This window comes from Dyella koreensis, from assembly GCF_044904565.1.
GTDB classification, from domain to species: domain Bacteria; phylum Pseudomonadota; class Gammaproteobacteria; order Xanthomonadales; family Rhodanobacteraceae; genus Dyella_D; species Dyella_D koreensis.
Map to the genome: position 1 here is coordinate 37,401 of NZ_JADIKD010000004.1, position 19,406 is coordinate 56,806.

Here is a 19,406-nt window from a genome sequence, read left to right on the forward strand (position 1 = left end):
CCCGCCGCGTCAGAGTTCTTCGACGCGCGTCACCTTGCCACGGCGCATCAGCCAGGCCACGCCACGCAGGTCGGCGATACCCACCCACAGGCGATCGAGCATGCCGTACTTGGACGTGCCCGCCGTGCGCGGACGATGTCCCACCGGCACGCTCTGGCTCTGGAAACCCGCGCGCTTGACCAGCGCCGGCAGATAGCGATGCATGTGATCGAAATAGGGCAGACGCAGGAACACGTCGCGCTCGAACAGCTTGAGGCCGCAGCCGGTATCCGGGGTGGCGTCCTTGAGCATGCGCGAGCGCACCGCGTTGGCGATCTTGGAAGAAATGCGCTTGTTGAAACTGTCACGGCGCGTGGTGCGCCAGCCGGCGAACAGGCGCACGTCTTCCGCGGCAGTGGCGCGCGCGGCCAGCAGTTTGGGGATGTCGGCGGGGTCGTTCTGGCCGTCGCCGTCGAGGGTGGCGATCCACGGCGACTTCGCGGCGCGCACGCCATTCCACACGGCGGTGCTCTGACCGCTACGCGTCAGATGGCGAACGATGCGCAGTTCCGGATAGCTGGCCTTTTCGGCCGCGAGCACCGCCACGCTATCGTCGCTCGAATCGTCGTCCACATAGACGATCTCGAACTCGATCTTGCCGCGCAGTGCGGCAGCGATTTCGGCGAGCAGCGGGGGAATGTTGTCGCGCTCGTTGAACACCGGCACGACGACGGACAATTGCGGCATGGGAGCAGCCTTGGCTTGCGGAAACAGGTGCGCCTTGCGGCGCGAGGCGACGCATTCTAGTGCCTACGGCTGAGCTGCGTCAGGCAAGCGGCCGCGCCATTGCGGCCCCTACATCAACGGATCTTGCCGAGAATGCCTTCCAGCTCGTCGTTGCTGTGATAGTGAATCACCAGCTTGCCGCGGCCGCCACGCCCCTGCGCCAGTTCGACGCGCGTGGCGAAACGCTCGGCGAGCTCGCGCTCCAGGTCGGCCACATTGGGGTCGCGCGCAGGCGCACTCTTGGCCTTGCCCTTGGGCGCGGTCTGCGCGCGGCGTGCCGCTTCTTCCAGTTCGCGCACGCTCCAGCCGTTGCGCGCCGCTTCCAGCGCCAGTCCTTCGGCATCGCGCTCGGGCAGGGTGAGCAGGCAGCGGGCATGGCCCATTTCCAGCTTTCCTTCGTCCAGCAGCTTCTTGATGGAGTTGGGCAGGTCGGTCAGACGCAGCAGGTTGGAGACGGCAGCGCGCGAGCGGCCGACCGCGTCGGCGGCCTGCTGATGGGTAAGGTCGAAGTCGTCGATCAGGCGCTTGAGCGCGTCGGCCTCTTCCAGCGGGGTGAGGTCCTGGCGCTGGATGTTCTCGATCAGCGCCATCGCCGGCACGGCGACCTCGGGCACTTCCTTTACCAAAGCAGGCAGTTCGCTCAGCTGGGCACGCTGCGCGGCGCGCCAGCGACGCTCGCCGGCGATCAGCTCATAGCTGTTCTTGCCGATCGAACGCACGACCACCGGCTGGATCAGGCCCTGGGCCTTGATCGATGCGGCGAGCTCATCGAGCGCCTCGTCGTTCCAGTGGCGGCGCGGCTGATACTTGCCAGGCTGGATGTACTGGATCGGCAGCATGCGCAGCTCGCCTTCCTGTTCGATCACCGAGGGAGTGCCCTCGCCGTCGCCACCCAGCAGGGCATCGAGCCCGCGTCCGAGGCCTCGTTTCTTCGCTGCGGCCATGCTTACTCCTGATGAATGTCGACAGCGGTATCGAGCGTCGCTTCGGGTTCGTCGCGCAATGGCACCGTCACTACCTCGCTTACGCTGGTAGTGGCCTGGCCGCGTTCGCGGCGGATGATTTCACCCGCAAGGCCGATATAGGCGATGGCGCCACGCGAGCTGCGGTCATACAGGTGAATCGGCTGACCGTGGCTGGGTGCCTCGGCCAGACGCACGTTGCGCGGGATGATGGAGCGCAGCACCTTGTCGCCAAAATGCTGGGTGAGCTGCGCCGAAACTTCGTTGCCGAGGTTGTTGCGCACGTCGTACATGGTGCGCAGCATGCCTTCGATCTCCAGCTTCGGGTTCAGGCGCTGGCGCACCGCCTTGACGGTGTCGAGCAGGCTGGAGAGACCTTCCAGCGCGAAGTATTCGCACTGCACCGGAATCAGCAAGCCGTCCGCCGCAGTCAGTGCGTTGAGCGTGAGCAGGTGCAGCGTCGGCGGGCAGTCGATCAGGATGATGTGGTACTTGTCCCGGACCTTCGACAGCTGTTCCTTGAGCCGCATTTCGCGCGCGATGGCGTCCATCAGCTTAAGTTCGGCGGCGGTCAGGTCGCCATTGCCGGGCAGCAGGTCGTAGTGCGCCTCGGTGGTGACAATGGCTTTCTCGATCGGCGCCTCTTCCAGCAACACTTCGCAGCCGTTGGGCTTGGCTTCGCGCTTGTCCACGCCGGACGCCATCGTCGCATTGCCCTGCGGGTCGAGATCGACCAGCAGCACCTTGCGCTTCGCCGCAGCGAGTGCGGCAGCGAGGTTGACGGCGGTGGTGGTCTTGCCGACGCCGCCCTTCTGGTTGGCGACAGCGATGATGCGAGCCATGGTGTCGTCGATGCCGTGAACGTGGAAAAAGGGGGCTAGATTACCATTGCTTCCCGGCGCGGGCGGGTCTCACGCCCGGCCAATCACTACCAAGTGCCGCTGCGCCTCCAGCCCGGGTACGGCAAGCGCATGCATACCTTGCACCGCGAAACCGGCGGGCACGCCCGGCAACTCGTCGTCGGGCTGCTTGCCTTTCATCGCCAGCCAGATGCCATGCGGCGCCAGCAGGTGGCCGCCCCAACCCAACATATCTTCCAGGCTGGCGAAGGCGCGGGCTGTGATGCAGTCGAACTGGCCTTCCACCTCTTCCACGCGCGATTGCATCGCGCGCACGCCGTCCAGCTTCAGGGCGCGGATCGCTTCGCGCAGGAAACGCACCTTTTTGCCGTTGGAATCGACCAGCAGGATCTGCCGGCCCGGCGCGGCGATAGCCAGCGGTATGCCAGGCAAGCCGGGGCCGGTACCGAGGTCCGCCAGCGTATCGCCCTGCACGTAAGGCAGGATCGCCAGCGAATCGAGCAGATGGCGGGTGACCATTTCTGCCGGGTCGCGGATGGCAGTGAGGTTGTAGGCGGCGTTCCAGCGCTCGAGCAGCGCCTGGTAGTCCAGCAAACGCGCAACAGCATCATCGGGCAGCTTCAGGCCTAGCGCGGCGATGCCCCGTTCCAGCTGGGTCTGCAATACATCGCGGGCGGTCATGAGGAGTCCTATGGCGGTGACGAAAGGGCGGCAGTATCCCGGCGCGGCGCCGCCGACGCCAGCGCGACGGACGAAGAAAAACCCGCCGAAGCGGGTTTCAAGACACTCAAGTTCCCCTTTGTCGCGGGCGCTCTTAAGGCGGCCTCACGAATGCTTTCAGCTCAGGCGAAATCCAGCTCCACCCGCGTCACCATCATGCCGCGCTCGCGCAGCGCCTTGTTCAAGGCCTGCTTGAGATGCGTGCCGAGATCGCGGCGATCAGCATTGAGCGCTTCGGGTTCCTCGCGCAGCGCGTCGATGGCGCCGCCGCGAATCAACTGGTCCGCCTGCTCAATCACCGCGTCAGCACGCTCCGGCTCCAGCACCTGCCAGTACACCGTGCCACGCACGTCATGCGCGTCGGCCAGCGGCTCCTGGAAACGCAACACCTGACCGCCGAGATCGATGCGATGCCCAACGCGATCCAGCCCGGGCCACACCAGATGCGTACCTGGCTGCAGCAGGCGGCGCGGCTTGCCATGGCGATACACACTGAAAACCTGATTCACAGGCACGCGCTTGATCGCGCTGGCGAACAGGGCGAGCAAGAACAGGGCAGTGATCAGGATGAAAGTGGTCATGGCAAATAAAAACAGTAAGTTACGTGTTATTGCTTAGATTTTTCGGAAGTTGATCTTACATCTGGTGATTGCTGCTTGGATTAACCGTGATTTAACCGCGAACTTATGGATTTTTACAAGCCCCACAAAGGCCTATTTCCCTTGCGAAAAAGGATGCAAGGCTCGTTCCATGCCGGGCGTTCCAAATGGCGATGCTGCACCTCCACACCTGCCTTTCATGGCCTCTCACCCGCCATTTCTCCCACTGCAGAGCCAATTCTTTCCCTGGTTCTCCCTAGAACTTCCGGCCGATAGATTTTGCGGTGCAGCAAAGTTCTTGATTTGCAAAAGCTTTACAAGTTCGGATGAAAACGTTTACGTTCCGCCCATAGCGAACTTCCGAACGCTTCTGGGAGCGGGTCGACGTGGGAGTGACGATCAAAGACGTAGCACGTGAAGCCAAGGTCTCCGTGGCTTCGGTCTCCCGTGCACTCAATGGCGGCAGCGGGGTCACCGCCGAAACCATGGATCGCATCCGTGAAGTCGCCGCCCGCCTCCGCTACATCCCCCATGGCGCCGCGCGCAGCCTGATCACCCGCCGTACTCACACTATCGGCGCGTTGCTGCCAGACCTTTATGGCGAATTCTTCTCCGAGCTGATCCGCGGCATCGATCTGGCCGCTCGCACACACGGGCTGCAGCTCCTGGTATCCAGTTCGCACGACGGCGCCGCCGAAGCGGCCACCGCCATGCACGCCATGCAGGGCCGCGTGGACGGCCTGCTGGTGATGTCGCCGCATGCGGATGCCGCCTTCCTGCGCCAGAACCTGCCGGTGGGCCTGCCCACGGTGCTGATGAATACGGTGCTCGACCGCGACGACTATCCCGCACTGTCGGTGGACAACGGCGGCGGCGCGCGCCTGGTGGTGGAGCATCTGATCGATGCCGGCTATCGCCGTATCGCCTTCATCCAGGGTCCGGCCAAGAACCACGACGTCGCCGAGCGCGAACAGGCCTACCGCGACACGCTGGCCGAGCGCGCGCCGGGCACCGCACCCATCGTGCTGCCCGGTGATTTCAACGAGGAATCCGGCTACCGCGCCGGCCGCCAGTTGGTAGCGATGCATCCGCGTCCCGACGCGGTGTTCGCCGCCAACGACATGATGGCCATCGGCTGCATGGCGGCGATCCGCGAAGCCGGCCTGCGTATTCCGGAAGACATCGCCGTGGCCGGCTTCGACGACGTGCCAATGGCGCGTTACGTCAGCCCGGCACTGACCACGGTGGGCGTGCGCATCGCCGAACTCGGCAAAGCCGCGCTGGAGCAGCTGATGACGCAGATCGAGGGCCGCCACGACGGCACGCCGCACGCGCACGTCCGCATGCCGGCCGACCTGATGATCCGCGCATCGAGCACGAACGAACGTAGCCGCAAGACCTAAAAACAGAACTGACGGCCACGGACTGAGCCAACAACCAAGGGGGCCGACTCGCGTACGAGCCGGTTCACTGTGAGTGACGCGGCAACGCGTCCACTCGCCGCAACACCGCTAACCACAACATGACAACAGTAGTTCGTACCCTTGAGGGAGGGTGATACGCCATGGCAAGCAAACACGCATTATCCCGACAGATCTCGCTGGCCCTGGCAGGCCTGCTCACCACGGCGGCGCTACTGCCAGCAGCCAGCTTCGCGCAGAACAGCACGGCGACTGTGCGCGGCCACGTGAACGCGCCGCAAGGACAGACGCCGACCGAAGTGGTCGCCACCAATCTCAAGAACGGCTTTACCGTGCGCGCGCCGGTGAATGCAGGCGGCAACTACACACTGCCCAGCCTCGCCCCGGGCAGCTATCGCGTTGAGGCCAAAGGCACCGGTGCGAGCCAAGAAGTCACTGTTCAGGTCGGCCAGTCGCTCGTGTTGAATCTGGATGCCGCCGCCGCGGCGACCGCCACCGCGAACGCACAGAACCTGCAGGGCGTGACGGTCTCCGCCAACACGCTGTTCGAAACGCGCACCTCTGAAGTCGGCACCAATATCAGCCAGGCGCAGATCAACACGCTGCCGCAGAACGAGCGCAACTTCCTCGATTTCGCCAAGCTCGTACCCGGCGTGACGGTGTCGCGCGACCCCAACAGCAAAAGCTTCTCGGCCGGCGGTCAATCCGCTGAGAATGTAAACGTTTTCATCGATGGCGCCAGCCTGAAGAACAACGTGCTCAAGGGCGGTATCGCGGGCCAGGACTCGACGCGCGGCAACCCGTTCTCGCAAGAGGCGGTGCAGGAATTCCGCGTACTCACGCAGAACTACAAAGCCGAGTACGAACAGGCGGGTACGGCGATCATCACGGCCGTCACCAAGTCGGGCACCAATGAATTCCATGGTTCGGTGTACGACTACTTCCAGAATAAGGCGATGATTTCGCAGGACTCGTTCGACAAGAAGAACAACGTCAAGAAGCCGAACTATCAGCGCCAGCAACGCGGCTTCTCGCTGGGCGGCCCGATCCTCAAGGACACCCTGACCTTCTTCGTCAACTACGACGAGCGCAAGGACACCGGCAATACCTCAGTGAGCATCGCCGACCCACGCTTCAAGCAATACAACGGCACGTTCTCTGCGCCGTTCCACGAAAAGACCTTCTTCGGCAAGCTGAGCTGGCAGGTGAATCAGGACAACAACGTCGACCTGAGCCTTACCACCCGCCGCGACAACGAAGTGATCGGTTTCGGCCAGACCACCGCGTACTCAGCACGTAGCAATCGCAAGAATCGCGTGGACGACCTGCTGCTGAAATGGCAGTCGCGCGGCAACAACTGGACCAACGACCTGATGCTCGATGCGGGCACCGCCAAGTGGAACCCCGCCGCCGCTCAGCCGGATCTGGTACAGCAGGTCTACGAGAACAATGTCGCCATCATCGGCGGCGGCGTCAACGCGCAGAACAAAGGCCAGACCCAGCGCACCCTGCGCGACGATCTGACATTGACCGGCCTGTCCTGGCACGGCGATCACACCGTCAAGATGGGTATCAAGTACGCCGCGTACGGCATTACGGTCGAGCAGAACAACAATGCCGTGCCTGCCTTCTACTATCAGGAAGGCACCAACTATCCCGGTGGGTTCAATACTCCTTACCGAGCGGTGTATTCGCCGTTCGGTGCCAACGCCAACTTGCATACCAACCAGTTCGGCACGTACATCCAGGACGATTGGGACGTCACTCAGCGCCTGCAAGTGAACCTTGGCTTGCGCTGGGACTACGAGACCAACGCCCTCAACAAGGACTACGTGACGCCACAGATTCAGTACGACACCTTGAACTATCTGGGTCTGCAGAACTACATCAGCACCGGCAACAACCGTTCGGGCTATAAGGGTGCCATCCAGCCGCGCGTTGGCTTCTCACTCGACGTGAGCAAGGACGGTGACCAGAGCACGACCATTTTCGGTGGCGCAGGTCGTTACTTCGATCGCACGCCGTTCGACTGGATCGCGCAGGAGGCTTTACACGCAGCGGTGCCCAACTATACGTTCCGTTTCGCCGCCCCCGGTCAGACACCGAAGGCAGGCGAAATTCCGTGGAACCCGGCTTACCTGTCCAAGTCCGGTCTCGATGCGTTGCTGGCTAGCGGCGTACCCGGCCTAGGCACCGAAATTGACGTGGTCAACAACAAGACGCGTCCGCCACACACTGACCAGTTCAGCCTGGGTGTCCGTCAGACCTTCGGCGACTGGACCGGTTCGCTGACATTGGCGCGCGTGCTGGGCTACGACCAATTCACCTGGGTTTGGAATCGCAAGGTGGAGCCCGGCTTCGTCGTCGACCTTCCTCCTGGCAGCCCGTTCAACGTAGTACTGCACAATGCTTACAAAAAGACTCAGTCAAGCAGCGTGCTGATCAGCCTGGACAAGCCCTATACCAAGGCCTCCGGCTGGGGCATGGGCGTGGCTTACACCTATCAGAACGCGCGCACGCAGGGCAACGACAACTACTCGCTCGATTACGTTAGCCCAGCGGGTTATCCGGCAGGCCATGTCGGCGAGAAGCATCACCTTGTCGTCAACGGCATCGTGACGGGTCCGTGGGATACGCGACTGACGGGCATCTTCACTTATGGCTCAGGCCAGCCGTTCGAAGTGTTCAAGTCCTCCGCGACCTGCGACTACAACTGTTCGTTCTATCACTGGGGAGCGTACGGCCAGAAGTATGTGAACCTGGATCTGTCGATCGCCAAGGAATTCCGCTGGGGCGACAGCCAGGCCCTGGAACTGCGCTTCGACGTGATGAACGTGTTCAACCGCGACGTTCAGAATGCCTTCGAAGGGAATTTTTATAGTCCCAACTTCGGCAAGGCCACCGGTGCGGATCCGAACCAGAGCCGTCGCTTCCAGATCGGCGCACGCTACAGTTTCTGATGCACCATGCACGACACGCTCCTCCTTCGCCGGGGGAGCGTGGCTTCACCGAAAAGCCCGTTCACAGCGGGCTTTTTAAAGAGCGAATATGTAAACGTTTACACGCCCATATCGACGCTTTGCTTACCCTCAAAGGAGTTTCGTGGCGCTCTCCCCCAGGCCACTCTCCGCTTCACACAAAAGGCCGCACTCATGCTCGCTAACAAACGAACCGGACTTTCCCTTGCATTCGCCGCGCTACTCTTGTGCGTGATGCCGTTCGGCGCACAGGCAACGCAGGCGACAAAGCACGCCAAGCCGGTCGCTGCTGCCGCCGCGACGCGCGACAAAGTGCCACCGATGATCGACGATCTGGAAAAGCGCACTTTCGACTGGTTCTGGGACAGCGCGAACACGCAGAACGGTCTCGTTCCCGATCATTACCCCACGCGATCCTTCGCCAGTATCGCCTCAGTGGGTTTCGGCCTCACCGCGTATGGCGTGGGTGTGGAGCGCGGCTACATCACGCGCGGGCAGGCGATTGAACGCACGCTCGCCACTTTGCGCTTCTTCCACGATGCGCCGCAGAACGACAGCGAAGATAACGCCACCGGCTACCACGGTTTCTTCTATCACTTCCTCAACATGGAAACCGGCAAGCGCGAAGACCGCGGGGTCGAGCTATCCACCGTAGACACCTCGCTGCTACTCGGTGGCGTGCTGTTCGCGCAGTCGTATTACGACCGCGATACGCCGCAGGAAAAGGAAATCCGCCAGCTCGCGGACGATATCTATCGCCGCGTCGACTGGACTTGGCCGCAGGTGCGCAAGCCGCTGATCAGCATGGGCTGGACCCCGGGCGGCCAGTTCATTCCGCATGACTGGCAGGGCTACGACGAAGCCATGCTGGTCTACATCCTGGCGCTGGGCTCGCCCACGCATCCGGTCGGCGATGATGCCTGGGCCGCGTGGTCAGCGAAGTACAACCGCACCTGGGGTGAGTTCTACGGCCAGACCTTCCTCAACTTCGCACCACTGTTCGGTCACCAGTTCAGCCATATATGGGTGGACTTCCGCGGCATCCGCGACGCGTGGAGCCGCGAGAAGGGTCTGGACTATTTCGAGAACAGCCGCCGCGCCACCTACGCACAGCGCGCCTATGCCATCGCTAACCCTGGCGGCTGGACCGGCTACGGCGAAAACGTGTGGGGCCTTACCGCCAGCAACGGCCCGGGCGGCCTGGTGGTGAAGAGCGGTGACAAGGAACGCACCTTCCATGGCTACACCGCGCGTGGTGCGGGACGCGACTACATCAGTGACGACGGCACCATCGTGCCGACCGCGGCCGGCGGCTCGATCGCTTTCGCGCCGGAGATCGTGGTACCGGCGCTGGAAGAAATGAAGCGCCGCTACGGCAAGCACATCTACACCAAGTACGGTTTCGTCGACGCTTTCAATCTCAGCTTCCACACCCAGACCGATCTGCGCACCGGCAAACTGGTGCCGGAGCTGGGCTGGGTCGACACGGTGCATCTGGGTCTCGACCAGGGTCCGATCCTGCTGATGGCCGAGAACTGGCGCAGCGAGTTCGTGTGGAACGTGATGAAGAAGAATCCGTACATCCGCAAGGGCCTTGAACGCGCCGGCTTCACCGGCGGCTGGCTGGAACAGGCCGCCAAGACCCCATGATTGGCAAGCCACGGCGCCACACCTTTCTGCGCGCGCGCCGCCACGCACTGCATGCCCTCGCATGGGCTTGCGTCGGCATGACGGTCGCGCTCGCATCCGGCTGCGCGGATTCCACCGCGCAGTCGCGCGAGCTGACATTCTGGACCGTCGGCCGCGAAGGTGAAGCCGTTGCCAAGCTGCTGCCGGATTTCGAACGCGAACACCCCGGCATCCACGTGAAGCTGCAGCAGCTACCGCTGTCCGCCGCGCACCAGAAATTGTTGACCGCCATCGCCGGCAGCTCCACGCCGGATATCACCCAGCTCGGCAATACCTGGATTCCGGAGCTGGCCGCGCTCGATGCACTAGAGCCGCTGCAAGCGCGCGTTGCCGCGTCGAAAGTCATCCAGCCGTCCGATTATTTCGCCAACATCTGGGCCACCAACCGGATCGGCAATACCTTGTATGGCGTGCCCTGGTACGTAGACGCGCGCCTGTTGTTCTATCGCAGCGACCTGCTCAAACAGGCGGGTTTTGACGCGCCGCCGCGCGACTGGGCGGAGTGGCGGCGCATGCTGGCCGCATTGAGCCATCCCGAACGCGGCAGCTACGGCGTCCTGCTGCCCACCAACGAGTTCGAGCAGCTGCTGGTGCTCGCGCTGCAACAACCCGAACCGCTGCTGCGCGACGACTACCGCTACGGCAATTTCCGCAGCGAAGGTTTCAAGCGCGCGCTGACCTTCTACGTGGATACGTTCAAGCAACGCCAGGCACCGGCCATCACCAATGTCGAGGCCGGTAACCCGTGGACCGAATTCGGTCGCGGCGTGTATGCCTTCTATTTCTCCGGGCCGTGGAACATCGGCGAGTTCCGCAAGCGCTTGCCAGCATCGCAGCAGGGCGACTGGAACACGGCACCCATGCCCGGCCCGGATGGCCCCGGCGCTTCCAGCGCAGGCGGCTCCAGCCTGGTGATCTTCCGCCGCTCGCCGCACAAGGACGAGGCGTGGCAACTGATCGAGTTCCTGTCGCGCCCCGAGATCCAGCAGCGCTTCTACGACCTGCTTGGCGACATGCCGCCGCGCCGTGCCTCCTGGGAAGGCGGTGCTTTGCGCGACGATCCCAAGGCGCGCGCCTTCCGCGAGCAGTTCGAGTGGGTCAAACCCACACCGCCGATCCCCGAGTGGGAGCGCATCGTGACTGAAATGCAACTAGTGGCGGCACAAGCTGTGCATGGCGAACTGAGCATCGACCAGGCCGCGGCGGAGATCGACCGAAGAGCCGACTTGATCCTGGAAAAGCGCCGCTGGATGCTGGAATCCGGTGCGGCCATCCATGGCCGCACTCCTCAACAAAACCACGCGCGACCGAACCAGCCATGAACTCGCAACGCGCCGCCTGGCTCTTCCTCACCCCGGCTTTGCTGGTGCTTGGCCTGTTCTTTCTGCTCCCGGTGATCGCGGCCTTCGTGCTCAGTCTCACCGACTACGACCTCTATGCCTTGGCCGACATCCGCAATCTGCGTTTCGTCGCGCTGGGCAATTACTGGGAGCTGCTGCACCGGCCGCTGTTCTGGTCCGCGCTGGGGCACACGCTGTATTTCGTCGCCATCGGCGTGCCGCTGTCCATCATCACCTCGCTCGGCGCGGCGCTGCTGCTCAACTCACCGTTGGCGCGCATGAAGCCGCTCTTCCGCACCGCGCTGTTCGCACCCGTGGTGACGACGGTGGTGGCAGTCGCGGTGATCTGGCGCTACCTGTTCAACACCAAGTACGGCCTGGCGAACTATCTGCTCGGCGGCATCGGCATCCATCCGGTGGACTGGCTGGGCGATCCGCATTGGGCGATGCCCACCATCATTCTGTTCGCGGTGTGGAAGAACTTTGGCTACAACATGATCATCTTCCTTGCCGGCCTGCAGGCGATCCCCGCTGATCTCTACGAAGCGGCGCGCATCGACGGCGCATCGGCGCTGCGGCAGTTCCGCCACATCACCTTGCCCATGCTTGGGCCGACCTTGCTGATGGTGAGCATCCTTACCGTTTCGGGTTACTTCCAGTTGTTCGCCGAGCCTTATGTGATGACCGAAGGCGGTCCACTGCAAAGTACGGTAAGCGTGCTCTATCTGATGTACGAAGAAGGCTTCAAATGGTGGAACCTCGGCTCCGCCTCGGCCGTGGCTTTCCTGCTGTTCCTGATCATGTTCGCCGTGACGGCCATGATGCTGCGCGTGTCAAAGCGCGGAGGTGAGGCATGAGTCCGCGGCTGGCCAAGGCGACCATCAACGGCCTGCTGATCGGTGGCTCGGCGATCGCGCTGTTTCCGCTGCTGTGGATGCTGTCGGTGTCGTTCATGCAGCCCGGCGAAGCGAGTTCGCTGCCGCCGCCGCTGCTGCCCGCGCACCCCACCTGGAACAACTATCACGAGCTGTTCGCACGCGCCGGCATGGGTCGCTATCTGATCAACAGCTTGCTGGTATCCACCGCGATTACGCTGCTCTCGCTGGCCTTCAACCTGATGGCCGGCTATGCCTTCGCCAAACTGCGCTTCGCCGGGCGTGAGCGTTTGTTCCAGGCCTTGCTTGGCGGCCTGGTGATTCCGGCACAGGTCGCGATGCTGCCGCTGTTCCTGCTGTTGAAGTATCTCGGTCTGGTGAACAGCTACGCGGCCGTGGTGGTGCCGGCGATGGCGACCATCTTCGGCATCTTCCTGGTGCGGCAGTACGCGCGCGGCATACCTGATGATTTGATGGAAGCGGCGCGCATCGACGGTGCTGGCGAGCTGCGCATCTTTGTGCAGATCGTGTTGCCGTTGCTCAAGCCGATCATGGTGACGCTGGCGATCTTCACCTTTCTCGCGGCGTGGAACGATTTCATGTGGCCGCTGATCGCGCTGACCGGGCAGGAGCATTACACCTTGCCCATCGCGCTGGCCTCGCTGTCGCGTGAGCACGTGCAGGATTCGGAACTGATGATGGCCGGCTCGGTGGTTACCGTGCTGCCGGTGCTGTTGCTGTTCCTGGCGCTGCAGCGTTACTACCTGCAGGGATTGCTGCTCGGCAGCGTAAAGGGTTGAGCTCATGCCCTTACGCTCCAGCATGAAGCGACTATCGCTCCTTTCGCTGTTGGCCCTGGCGTTATTCGGCGCGGGTGCGCATGCCACCAACACACCTGTGACGCTGGACGATTTCAGCCGTTCCGACGCGTGGACCGCCGAAGGCACGGATGACATCGAGACCGCGCTCGGCGTGGCGGATGGCAGGCAAGGCAAGGCCGTCTGCCTGTCTTTCGATTTCCACGGCGTCTCCGGCGCGGCTCTGTTGCGTCGGCAACTGCCAGTGGACTGGCCGGATAATTTCGCACTGTCATTCGACGTACGCGGCGACATGCCGCCGAACGACCTGCAAGTGAAGCTGGCTGACGCGAGTGGCGACAACGTGTGGTGGTACCGGCGTGATGCGTTCCAACCCAGCACGTCGTGGCAGACCATCGAATTCCGGCGCAAACAGGTGGAGTTCGCCTGGGGGCCCACCAAGGAACGCACGCTGCGCCACACCGCGGCGCTGGAATTCAATGTGTACGCCGGCAAGGGCGGCAAGGGCGAGCTGTGTTTGTCCAACCTCCGCCTGCGGCCGCTGCCGCCGGACTCCGCGGTGCCTCCACCCATCCGTGCGCAAGCCTCTTCGCATCTGCCGGGCTATAGCGTGCAGCGCATGGTTGAAGGCAAGGGCGAGTGGCGCAGCAACCTCTCGGGAGCTGGTGCGCAATCGATCACCCTGGACTTGGGTACGTCGCGCGAATTCGGGGGACTGCAACTGCACTGGTTACCGGGACAGCATGCTTCGCGCTACGACGTCTTGCTTTCCGATGACGCCAAACAATGGCACACGGCTTCTCAGGTCAGCGAAGGCAATGGCGGCGATGACGCGCTGTTTCTTCCCGATGCACAAGCCCGCTACGTGCGGCTGCAATGGCAGGAGGGTGCTGGCCGTGCCTATGGACTGTCGCAGCTAGAAGTCATGGATCGCGCCTGGGGCGCTTCGCCCAACGTGTTTTTCCAGGAGCAGGCCAAACGCAGCAAGCGCGGCATTTTTCCGCGCGGCTTCTCCGGCGAACAGAGTTACTGGACTCTGGTCGGCGTCGATGGCGGCGCGCGCCAGTCATCGCTGATCTCCGAAGACGGCGCGGTGGAAATAGGCAAGGGCGGCTGGTCGATCGAACCGATGCTGTTTTCCGGCCGCAACGTGATCGACTGGGCCACGGTAAAGAGCTCGCAGAGTCTGCTGGACGGCTATCTGCCGATTCCCTCGGTGCAATGGAACGCCGATGCGCTGACGCTGGAAACCACCGCCTTTGCCAGCGGTGGCGCGGAACACTCCGAACTTGTCTTGCGCTACACCTTGCGTAACAAGAGCAGCCAGCCGCAGCGCGTCACCCTGGCTCTGCTGGCGCGTCCGTTCCAGGTGAATCCGCCGACGCAGTTCCTCAACACGCCAGGCGGCATCCACGCCATCCATGACTTCGCATGGGATGGCAAGACACTCATCGTCAACCGGAATCAGCGCGTCGTGCCGCTGCAGGCCACCGACGATTTTGTCGCCGGCGGCTACGATGCCGGTCCGTTACCCGAACGACTCGCCCAGGGCGAGCGCCCTCATGTCGACAGCCTGCACACCAATGCCGGCTTTGCCCAGGGCGCGTTGCTCTATCACCTCGATCTCCCCGCACACGGCAGCCACACTCTGGGTCTGGTCGTGCCGTGGCACGACGACGAAGTGCGTATGCCACGCGATGCGGGCGCCTGGCTGGAACATGCATTGGCGCGTACCGCTGACGACTGGCGCAACAAGCTCAACCGCGTCAGCCTGCAGCTGCCAGCTACGCAGCAGGTCATCACGGATACCGCACGCAGCGCGCTGGCGCAGATGCTGATGTCGCGCGACGGCCCGGCGCTACAACCCGGCACGCGCTCCTATGCACGCAGCTGGGTGCGCGACGGCGCGATGATGACCGAAGGCCTGGTGCGCAGCGGCCATGCCGATGTCGCGGGTGAATTCGTGCGCTGGTACGCGCCGCATCAATTCAGTAATGGCAAGGTGCCCTGCTGCGTCGACACGCGCGGCTCCGACCCGGTGCCGGAGAACGACAGTCATGGCGAACTGATCTTCGCCATCGCCGAACTCTGGCGCTACACCCACGACCGCGCCGCACTCGAACAGCAATGGCCATATGTCGAGCGCGCCATCGCCTACATGGACAAGCTGCGCGAAAGCGAACGCAGTGCCTCCAATCAGACGCCCGAACGACGCGCACTGTACGGCCTGATGCCCGCCTCGATCAGCCACGAAGGCTATTCCGCCAAGCCGATGCATTCCTACTGGGACGACTTCTGGGCACTCAAGGGCTACGACGATGCCGTCACCCTGGCCCAGGCACTGGGCCACGACGACGCAGCCAATCGCATCGCCCGATCGCGCGACATGTTCCGTGGCGATCTGCAGGCATCCATCGATACCGCTGTAAAACAACACCACATTGACTACCTGCCTGGTGCCGCCGAACTCGGCGACTTCGACGCCACCTCCACCACCATCGCGCTCTCCCCCGGCGACGGCCAGACCTGGCTGCCACCCGCACTGGTGAACCGCACGTTCGAACGCTACTGGAAAGGCTTCACCGACCGCCGCGACGGCAAGCTCGACTGGAATGACTACACCCCCTACGAACTACGCACCATCGCCAGCTTCGTGCGCCTTGGCTGGCGCGATCGCATCGAGCCGCTGCTCGACTTCTTCTTCGCCGATCGCCGACCCGCCACCTGGAACCAATGGGCCGAAGTCGTCGGCCGCGATCCACGCAAACCCCGCTTCGTCGGCGACATGCCCCACGCCTGGATCGCCTCCGATTACCTGCGCTCCGCCTACGACCTGTTCGCCCACGAACGGCCGCGCGACCAGTCCCTGGTACTCGCTGCCGGAATCCCCGCCGCATGGTTGAAAGGCGAGGGCATCGGCATCCAGCACCTGCGCACGCCCTACGGCGAACTCAGCTACTCACTGCGCGAACAGAACGGCAAGCTGACGTTGAAAATCGAACGCGGCATCACCCCGCCGCCCGGCGGGCTGGTACTGCCGTGGCCGTATGCGGGGCAACCAACAAAGAATGGGACGGTGAATGGTGCCGCCGCGGAATGGAAAAATGGTGAGCTCGTAATTCGGCATGTGCCGGCCAACATCGTGGTGGATTTGGCCGGGAAGTAGTACCGACGTCGAAATTAAGAAGCACCAACCCGACGTCTGACACTGGAAAAGGCGCAGCTATGGAGTACACCGCCTGCTCTGAGGCCATTTCTCTTTGGTTACTTTCTCTCTAGGCCCCCTCGGGGGGTTGGGCCAGCAAAGAGAAAGTGACCCGGCTCGCGGCAGCGAGTCGGAAGCCCGCGGCAGGCGAGCCAGGGCACGCAGACGCGACAACCGAGCGACTACGCCACTGGATCCCTGCCTACGCAGGGATGACCAGTAGGAAAGGGAGTCGCAAGGGCTGAACCCTCCCCCTCTCCCCAGAAGGAAAGGAGCAAGAGCTCAGAACTTGCCAGCGCGAAAGTCCGAAATCGCCTCGTGAATCTCTTCCGGCGTATTCATCACAAACGGCCCATACCGCGCCACACTCTCACCCAACGGCTTCCCCGCCACCAGCAACACCCGCGCCGCCGCATCGCGACCAGCAACCCGCACGCTAGTGCCCTTGGACAACACCGCCAGCTCGCTCCGGCGCAACACATCGCCAGCCACCTGCGCATCGCTACCGTCGAACACATAAGCAAACGCGCTATGTCCCTCCGGCAACGGAATCTCCAGCTGCGCACCAGGCTGCACGGAGATATCCAGATAGATCGGCGCGGTGGTGATCCCGGCCACCGGTCCAGTGGCGCCAAGCAACTCGCCCGCGATCACCTTCACCTCCACGCCATCCGACGGATGCACCACCGGAATGCGCTCGGGGCCGATGTCCTGATAGCGCGGGTCAGTCATCTTGTCCTTGGCCGGCAAGTTCACCCATAGCTGGAAACCCCACATCAGGCCGTTTTCCTGCTGCGGCATTTCCGAATGCAGGATGCCGCGGCCGGCGGTCATCCACTGCACGCTGCCGGGGCCGAGATCGCCGCGGTTGCCGTGGTTGTCGCCGTGCTGCATATGGCCGGCGAGCATGTAGGTGACGGTTTCAAAACCGCGATGCGGATGCTCCGGGAAACCGGCGAGGTAGTCGCCGGCCTGGTCGGAGCGGAACTCGTCCAGCAGCAGGAACGGATCGAGCATGTCCAGGCCGGGCTGGCCGATGATGCGCTTGAGCTTGACGCCCGCGCCGTCGGAGGTATCGGTGCCGCGGATGCGGCGAACAATGCTGCGCTCAGTCATGGCTGGCTCCCGTGGAAGGTCTGCCCACCATGATGGTTATGCGGCTTGCCGCATCCAAGCGGCGTGATGCGAACGGATTGTTTCCAAAACAACAGGGTGAGGCGCGCTCACCCCATCGCTTCAATGCACCCAATGCCCGCTGCGATGCCGCGGCGGCGGATTGTGCTCGTCGTCGCCGCTTTCGGCGGCGGCATGCACCATGGCTTCGAGCTCAGCCTCGGTCACCGGATGCTCGTGCCAATACTGGCCCACCGCGCCGAGCACGGCCGGCACCTGGGCCAGGCATTCGTCGTATTCCTCGTCGCTGAGCTTGTCGAAGTCAGCTTCGGCGCTGAGGATGCCTTCGTCCACCGCCAGCGCCATCACCGGGCCGAGCAGCTCCATCAGGGCCGGATCGTCGGCCAGGCGCTTTTCCCACAGGCTGGCGCGCAGGTCGATGGCGCGGCTGAAGCCTTCGCACCAGCCGGCTGCCGACAGCGCCGGACCGGCTTCCGTGTCGATTTCCCCGAGGATGGGCTCGTAGGCGTCCACGTCCAGTTCAGCGGCGATGGAGTCGTTGAGCTTGGCCAGCAGCGCCAGCACACGGTTACCTTCTTCTTCGTCGGCGAAGGGCTCGTGCAGCACTTCGGGCAGCCACTCTTCCGGCAGCACCTGCATCGGGCCGACGGTCAGCGCGGAGAGCATGCCGTGCACGCCATCCAGCAACAGGTCACCGTCGCCGGCGTGGGCGCGCAGGTAGCGGTCCAGTTCGTCGAGTTCGCTGTCGTTGAGCGAGCTGGGCCAGTCGGGGTTGGTTGTATTCATCAGATATCCAGATCCAGCGTGACCGGGGTGTGGTCCGAAGGCCGTTCCCAGCGACGCGGCGTACGGTCGATGGCTGCTGCCTTCGCCGCGGGTTTCAGGGCATCGCCGAGCAGGATCAGATCGATACGAAGGCCCATGTTGCGCCGGAAGGCTGCCTGACGGTAGTCCCACCAGCTGTAGTGTTCGCCGCCCTGTTCGAACAGGCGGAAGCTGTCGTGCAGGCCCAGATCAGTGATCGCCTTGAGTGCGGCACGCTCCGGCGGCGAGCACAAAATATCCTCGCCCCAGGTTGCCGGGTCGTAGACGTCGCGATCGTCCGGCGCGATGTTGAAGTCGCCCAGCACCACCAGATTCGGATGGCGCTCGATCTCGCGCGCCAGGAATTCGCGCACCTTGGCCAGCCAGTCCAGCTTGTAGGCGTATTTCTCGTCGCCCACCGCTTTGCCGTTGACCACGTACAGGTCCACCACCCGCACACCGCCGACGGTGGCGGCGAGGATTCGGCGCTGCGGGTCGTCCAGGTTGGGGATGTCGGTGACCACATCCTTGGGTTCTTCGCGCGCGAGGATGGCCACGCCGTTATAGGTTTTTTGCCCGGAGTACACCGCGTAATAACCTGCGGCGGCCAGTTCGTCCACCGGGAACTTGGCGTCCTCGAGCTTGGTTTCCTGCAGCGCGATCACGTCCGGCTGCGCCTCGGCGGCCCACTGGGCGAGCTGCGGCAGGCGCACCTTGAGGGAATTGACGTTCCAGGAGGCGATTTTCATGGGCGGCATTGTAAGGGAACCGTGGCCGTGGCCCGAACCCGCTCCAGGACGGGCCGCCGGCTGGCAAAACCATTATGCTGCCCCAAGCGACCCACCCTCAGGCCGAGAAACGAGCTAGTATGGGCGCCGCAGGGTTTGAGGTCACTCGGATGCACTGCTTCTACTAGCGGCACTGAATACCAAATTTCAAACCGCTCATCTTTCACGCTTCAGTTTCAAAGGTACTTTTTATGTCAGATCGTCAGCACGGAACCGTCAAGTGGTTCAACGATGCCAAGGGCTTCGGCTTCATCACCCAGGACGCCGGTGGCGAAGACCTGTTCGTCCACTTCAAGGAAATCCAGGGCAACGGCTTCAAGTCGCTGCAGGAAGGCCAGAAGGTGACTTACGTGGTCACCCAGGGTCAGAAGGGCAAGCAGGCCAGCCAGGTTCAGGCCGTCTAAGTCCGATCCGGTATGTGTCAAAAAGAAAGCCCGCGCAAGCGGGC

The 19,406-nt window shown here is 63.2% G+C and carries 16 protein-coding genes; 8 read left to right on the plus strand and 8 right to left on the minus strand.

Translation table 11 applies throughout. The annotated features are described in order from the left end of the window. Positions 1 to 9 precede the first annotated feature (9 nt). The 5 genes from ISS97_RS00205 to ISS97_RS00225 form a co-directional block, all read right to left on the minus strand. Positions 10 to 726, minus strand: a complete 717-nt coding sequence (locus tag ISS97_RS00205; RefSeq protein ID WP_379987385.1) for a glycosyltransferase — start codon at positions 724 to 726, stop codon at positions 10 to 12. A 113-nt stretch (positions 727 to 839) separates the two neighbouring features. Beyond that, positions 840 to 1,709 (minus strand): ParB/RepB/Spo0J family partition protein, encoded by an 870-nt coding sequence (locus ISS97_RS00210; protein ID WP_379987384.1) that lies wholly within the window; start codon positions 1,707 to 1,709, stop codon positions 840 to 842. A 2-nt stretch (positions 1,710 to 1,711) separates the two neighbouring features. Next, the gene (locus ISS97_RS00215; protein ID WP_379987383.1) at positions 1,712 to 2,569 is read right to left on the minus strand and encodes a ParA family protein; all 858 of its coding nucleotides are present in this window, start codon (positions 2,567 to 2,569) and stop codon (positions 1,712 to 1,714) included. Between the two features lie 69 nt (positions 2,570 to 2,638). Continuing rightward, positions 2,639 to 3,268, minus strand: a complete 630-nt coding sequence (rsmG, locus tag ISS97_RS00220; RefSeq protein WP_379987382.1) for a 16S rRNA (guanine(527)-N(7))-methyltransferase RsmG — start codon at positions 3,266 to 3,268, stop codon at positions 2,639 to 2,641. Positions 3,269 to 3,429: 161 nt separating this feature from the next. Then, positions 3,430 to 3,888, minus strand: coding sequence for an SPFH domain-containing protein (locus ISS97_RS00225; RefSeq protein ID WP_379987381.1), 459 nt, complete (start codon positions 3,886 to 3,888; stop codon positions 3,430 to 3,432). Between the two features lie 404 nt (positions 3,889 to 4,292). Between ISS97_RS00225 and ISS97_RS00230 the strand changes: the two genes are divergently transcribed. The 7 genes from ISS97_RS00230 (at position 4,293) to ISS97_RS00260 (ending at position 16,193) form a co-directional block, all read left to right on the plus strand. Further along, positions 4,293 to 5,309 carry a LacI family DNA-binding transcriptional regulator gene (locus ISS97_RS00230; protein ID WP_379987380.1) on the plus strand — a complete coding sequence of 339 codons (1,017 nt, stop codon included), beginning with the start codon at positions 4,293 to 4,295 and terminating at the stop codon, positions 5,307 to 5,309. A gap of 161 nt (positions 5,310 to 5,470) precedes the next feature. Next, on the plus strand, positions 5,471 to 8,287 hold the full coding sequence (locus tag ISS97_RS00235; protein ID WP_379987379.1) for a TonB-dependent receptor: 2,817 nt from the start codon (positions 5,471 to 5,473) through the stop codon (positions 8,285 to 8,287). Between the two features lie 192 nt (positions 8,288 to 8,479). Next, positions 8,480 to 9,955 (plus strand): glucoamylase family protein, encoded by a 1,476-nt coding sequence (locus ISS97_RS00240; RefSeq protein ID WP_379987378.1) that lies wholly within the window; start codon positions 8,480 to 8,482, stop codon positions 9,953 to 9,955. Between the two features lie 77 nt (positions 9,956 to 10,032). Then, complete coding sequence (locus ISS97_RS00245) at positions 10,033 to 11,316, plus strand: sugar ABC transporter substrate-binding protein (protein WP_379987420.1); 1,284 nt, start codon at positions 10,033 to 10,035, stop codon at positions 11,314 to 11,316. Beyond that, a complete protein-coding gene (locus ISS97_RS00250) occupies positions 11,313 to 12,191 on the plus strand; it encodes a carbohydrate ABC transporter permease (protein WP_379987377.1) in 879 nt (292 codons plus the stop codon). Before ISS97_RS00245 ends, ISS97_RS00250 begins: the two co-directional genes overlap by 4 nt. Then, complete coding sequence (locus ISS97_RS00255) at positions 12,188 to 13,009, plus strand: carbohydrate ABC transporter permease (RefSeq protein ID WP_379987376.1); 822 nt, start codon at positions 12,188 to 12,190, stop codon at positions 13,007 to 13,009. The genes ISS97_RS00250 and ISS97_RS00255 overlap by 4 nt, the downstream gene beginning before the upstream one ends. A gap of 22 nt (positions 13,010 to 13,031) precedes the next feature. Beyond that, complete coding sequence (locus ISS97_RS00260; protein WP_379987375.1) at positions 13,032 to 16,193, plus strand: discoidin domain-containing protein; 3,162 nt, start codon at positions 13,032 to 13,034, stop codon at positions 16,191 to 16,193. A 321-nt stretch (positions 16,194 to 16,514) separates the two neighbouring features. Here the strand turns inward: ISS97_RS00260 and ISS97_RS00265 are convergent, their stop codons facing one another. From ISS97_RS00265 to xth, 3 genes are all read right to left on the minus strand, one after another. Further along, entirely contained in the window at positions 16,515 to 17,348 is an 834-nt protein-coding gene (locus ISS97_RS00265) for a pirin family protein (protein ID WP_379987374.1), read from the minus strand. 120 nt (positions 17,349 to 17,468) lie between these two features. Next, complete coding sequence (locus ISS97_RS00270) at positions 17,469 to 18,152, minus strand: YecA/YgfB family protein (RefSeq protein ID WP_379987373.1); 684 nt, start codon at positions 18,150 to 18,152, stop codon at positions 17,469 to 17,471. Continuing rightward, a complete protein-coding gene (gene xth / locus ISS97_RS00275; RefSeq protein ID WP_379987372.1) occupies positions 18,152 to 18,919 on the minus strand; it encodes an exodeoxyribonuclease III in 768 nt (255 codons plus the stop codon). The genes ISS97_RS00270 and xth overlap by 1 nt, the downstream gene beginning before the upstream one ends. A 230-nt stretch (positions 18,920 to 19,149) precedes the next feature. Between xth and ISS97_RS00280 the strand changes: the two genes are divergently transcribed. Beyond that, on the plus strand, positions 19,150 to 19,362 hold the full coding sequence (locus ISS97_RS00280; protein WP_379987371.1) for a cold-shock protein: 213 nt from the start codon (positions 19,150 to 19,152) through the stop codon (positions 19,360 to 19,362). Positions 19,363 to 19,406: the final 44 nt, after the last annotated feature.

Excerpts from the sequence above, each read along its gene's own strand:
- ISS97_RS00260 (WP_379987375.1), top strand. The coding sequence starts at position 13,032 with ATGAAGCGACTATCGCTCCTTTCGCTGTTGGCCCTGGCGTTATTCGGC.
- rsmG (WP_379987382.1), bottom strand. The coding sequence starts at position 3,268 with ATGACCGCCCGCGATGTATTGCAGACCCAGCTGGAACGGGGCATCGCC.
- ISS97_RS00215 (WP_379987383.1), bottom strand. The coding sequence starts at position 2,569 with ATGGCTCGCATCATCGCTGTCGCCAACCAGAAGGGCGGCGTCGGCAAG.
- ISS97_RS00265 (WP_379987374.1), bottom strand. The coding sequence starts at position 17,348 with ATGACTGAGCGCAGCATTGTTCGCCGCATCCGCGGCACCGATACCTCC.
- ISS97_RS00280 (WP_379987371.1), top strand. The coding sequence starts at position 19,150 with ATGTCAGATCGTCAGCACGGAACCGTCAAGTGGTTCAACGATGCCAAG.
- ISS97_RS00245 (WP_379987420.1), top strand. The coding sequence starts at position 10,033 with ATGACGGTCGCGCTCGCATCCGGCTGCGCGGATTCCACCGCGCAGTCG.
- ISS97_RS00270 (WP_379987373.1), bottom strand. The coding sequence starts at position 18,152 with ATGAATACAACCAACCCCGACTGGCCCAGCTCGCTCAACGACAGCGAA.
- ISS97_RS00225 (WP_379987381.1), bottom strand. The coding sequence starts at position 3,888 with ATGACCACTTTCATCCTGATCACTGCCCTGTTCTTGCTCGCCCTGTTC.
- ISS97_RS00205 (WP_379987385.1), bottom strand. The coding sequence starts at position 726 with ATGCCGCAATTGTCCGTCGTCGTGCCGGTGTTCAACGAGCGCGACAAC.
- ISS97_RS00240 (WP_379987378.1), top strand. The coding sequence starts at position 8,480 with ATGCTCGCTAACAAACGAACCGGACTTTCCCTTGCATTCGCCGCGCTA.
- ISS97_RS00255 (WP_379987376.1), top strand. The coding sequence starts at position 12,188 with ATGAGTCCGCGGCTGGCCAAGGCGACCATCAACGGCCTGCTGATCGGT.
- ISS97_RS00210 (WP_379987384.1), bottom strand. The coding sequence starts at position 1,709 with ATGGCCGCAGCGAAGAAACGAGGCCTCGGACGCGGGCTCGATGCCCTG.
- ISS97_RS00235 (WP_379987379.1), top strand. The coding sequence starts at position 5,471 with ATGGCAAGCAAACACGCATTATCCCGACAGATCTCGCTGGCCCTGGCA.
- ISS97_RS00250 (WP_379987377.1), top strand. The coding sequence starts at position 11,313 with ATGAACTCGCAACGCGCCGCCTGGCTCTTCCTCACCCCGGCTTTGCTG.
- xth (WP_379987372.1), bottom strand. The coding sequence starts at position 18,919 with ATGAAAATCGCCTCCTGGAACGTCAATTCCCTCAAGGTGCGCCTGCCG.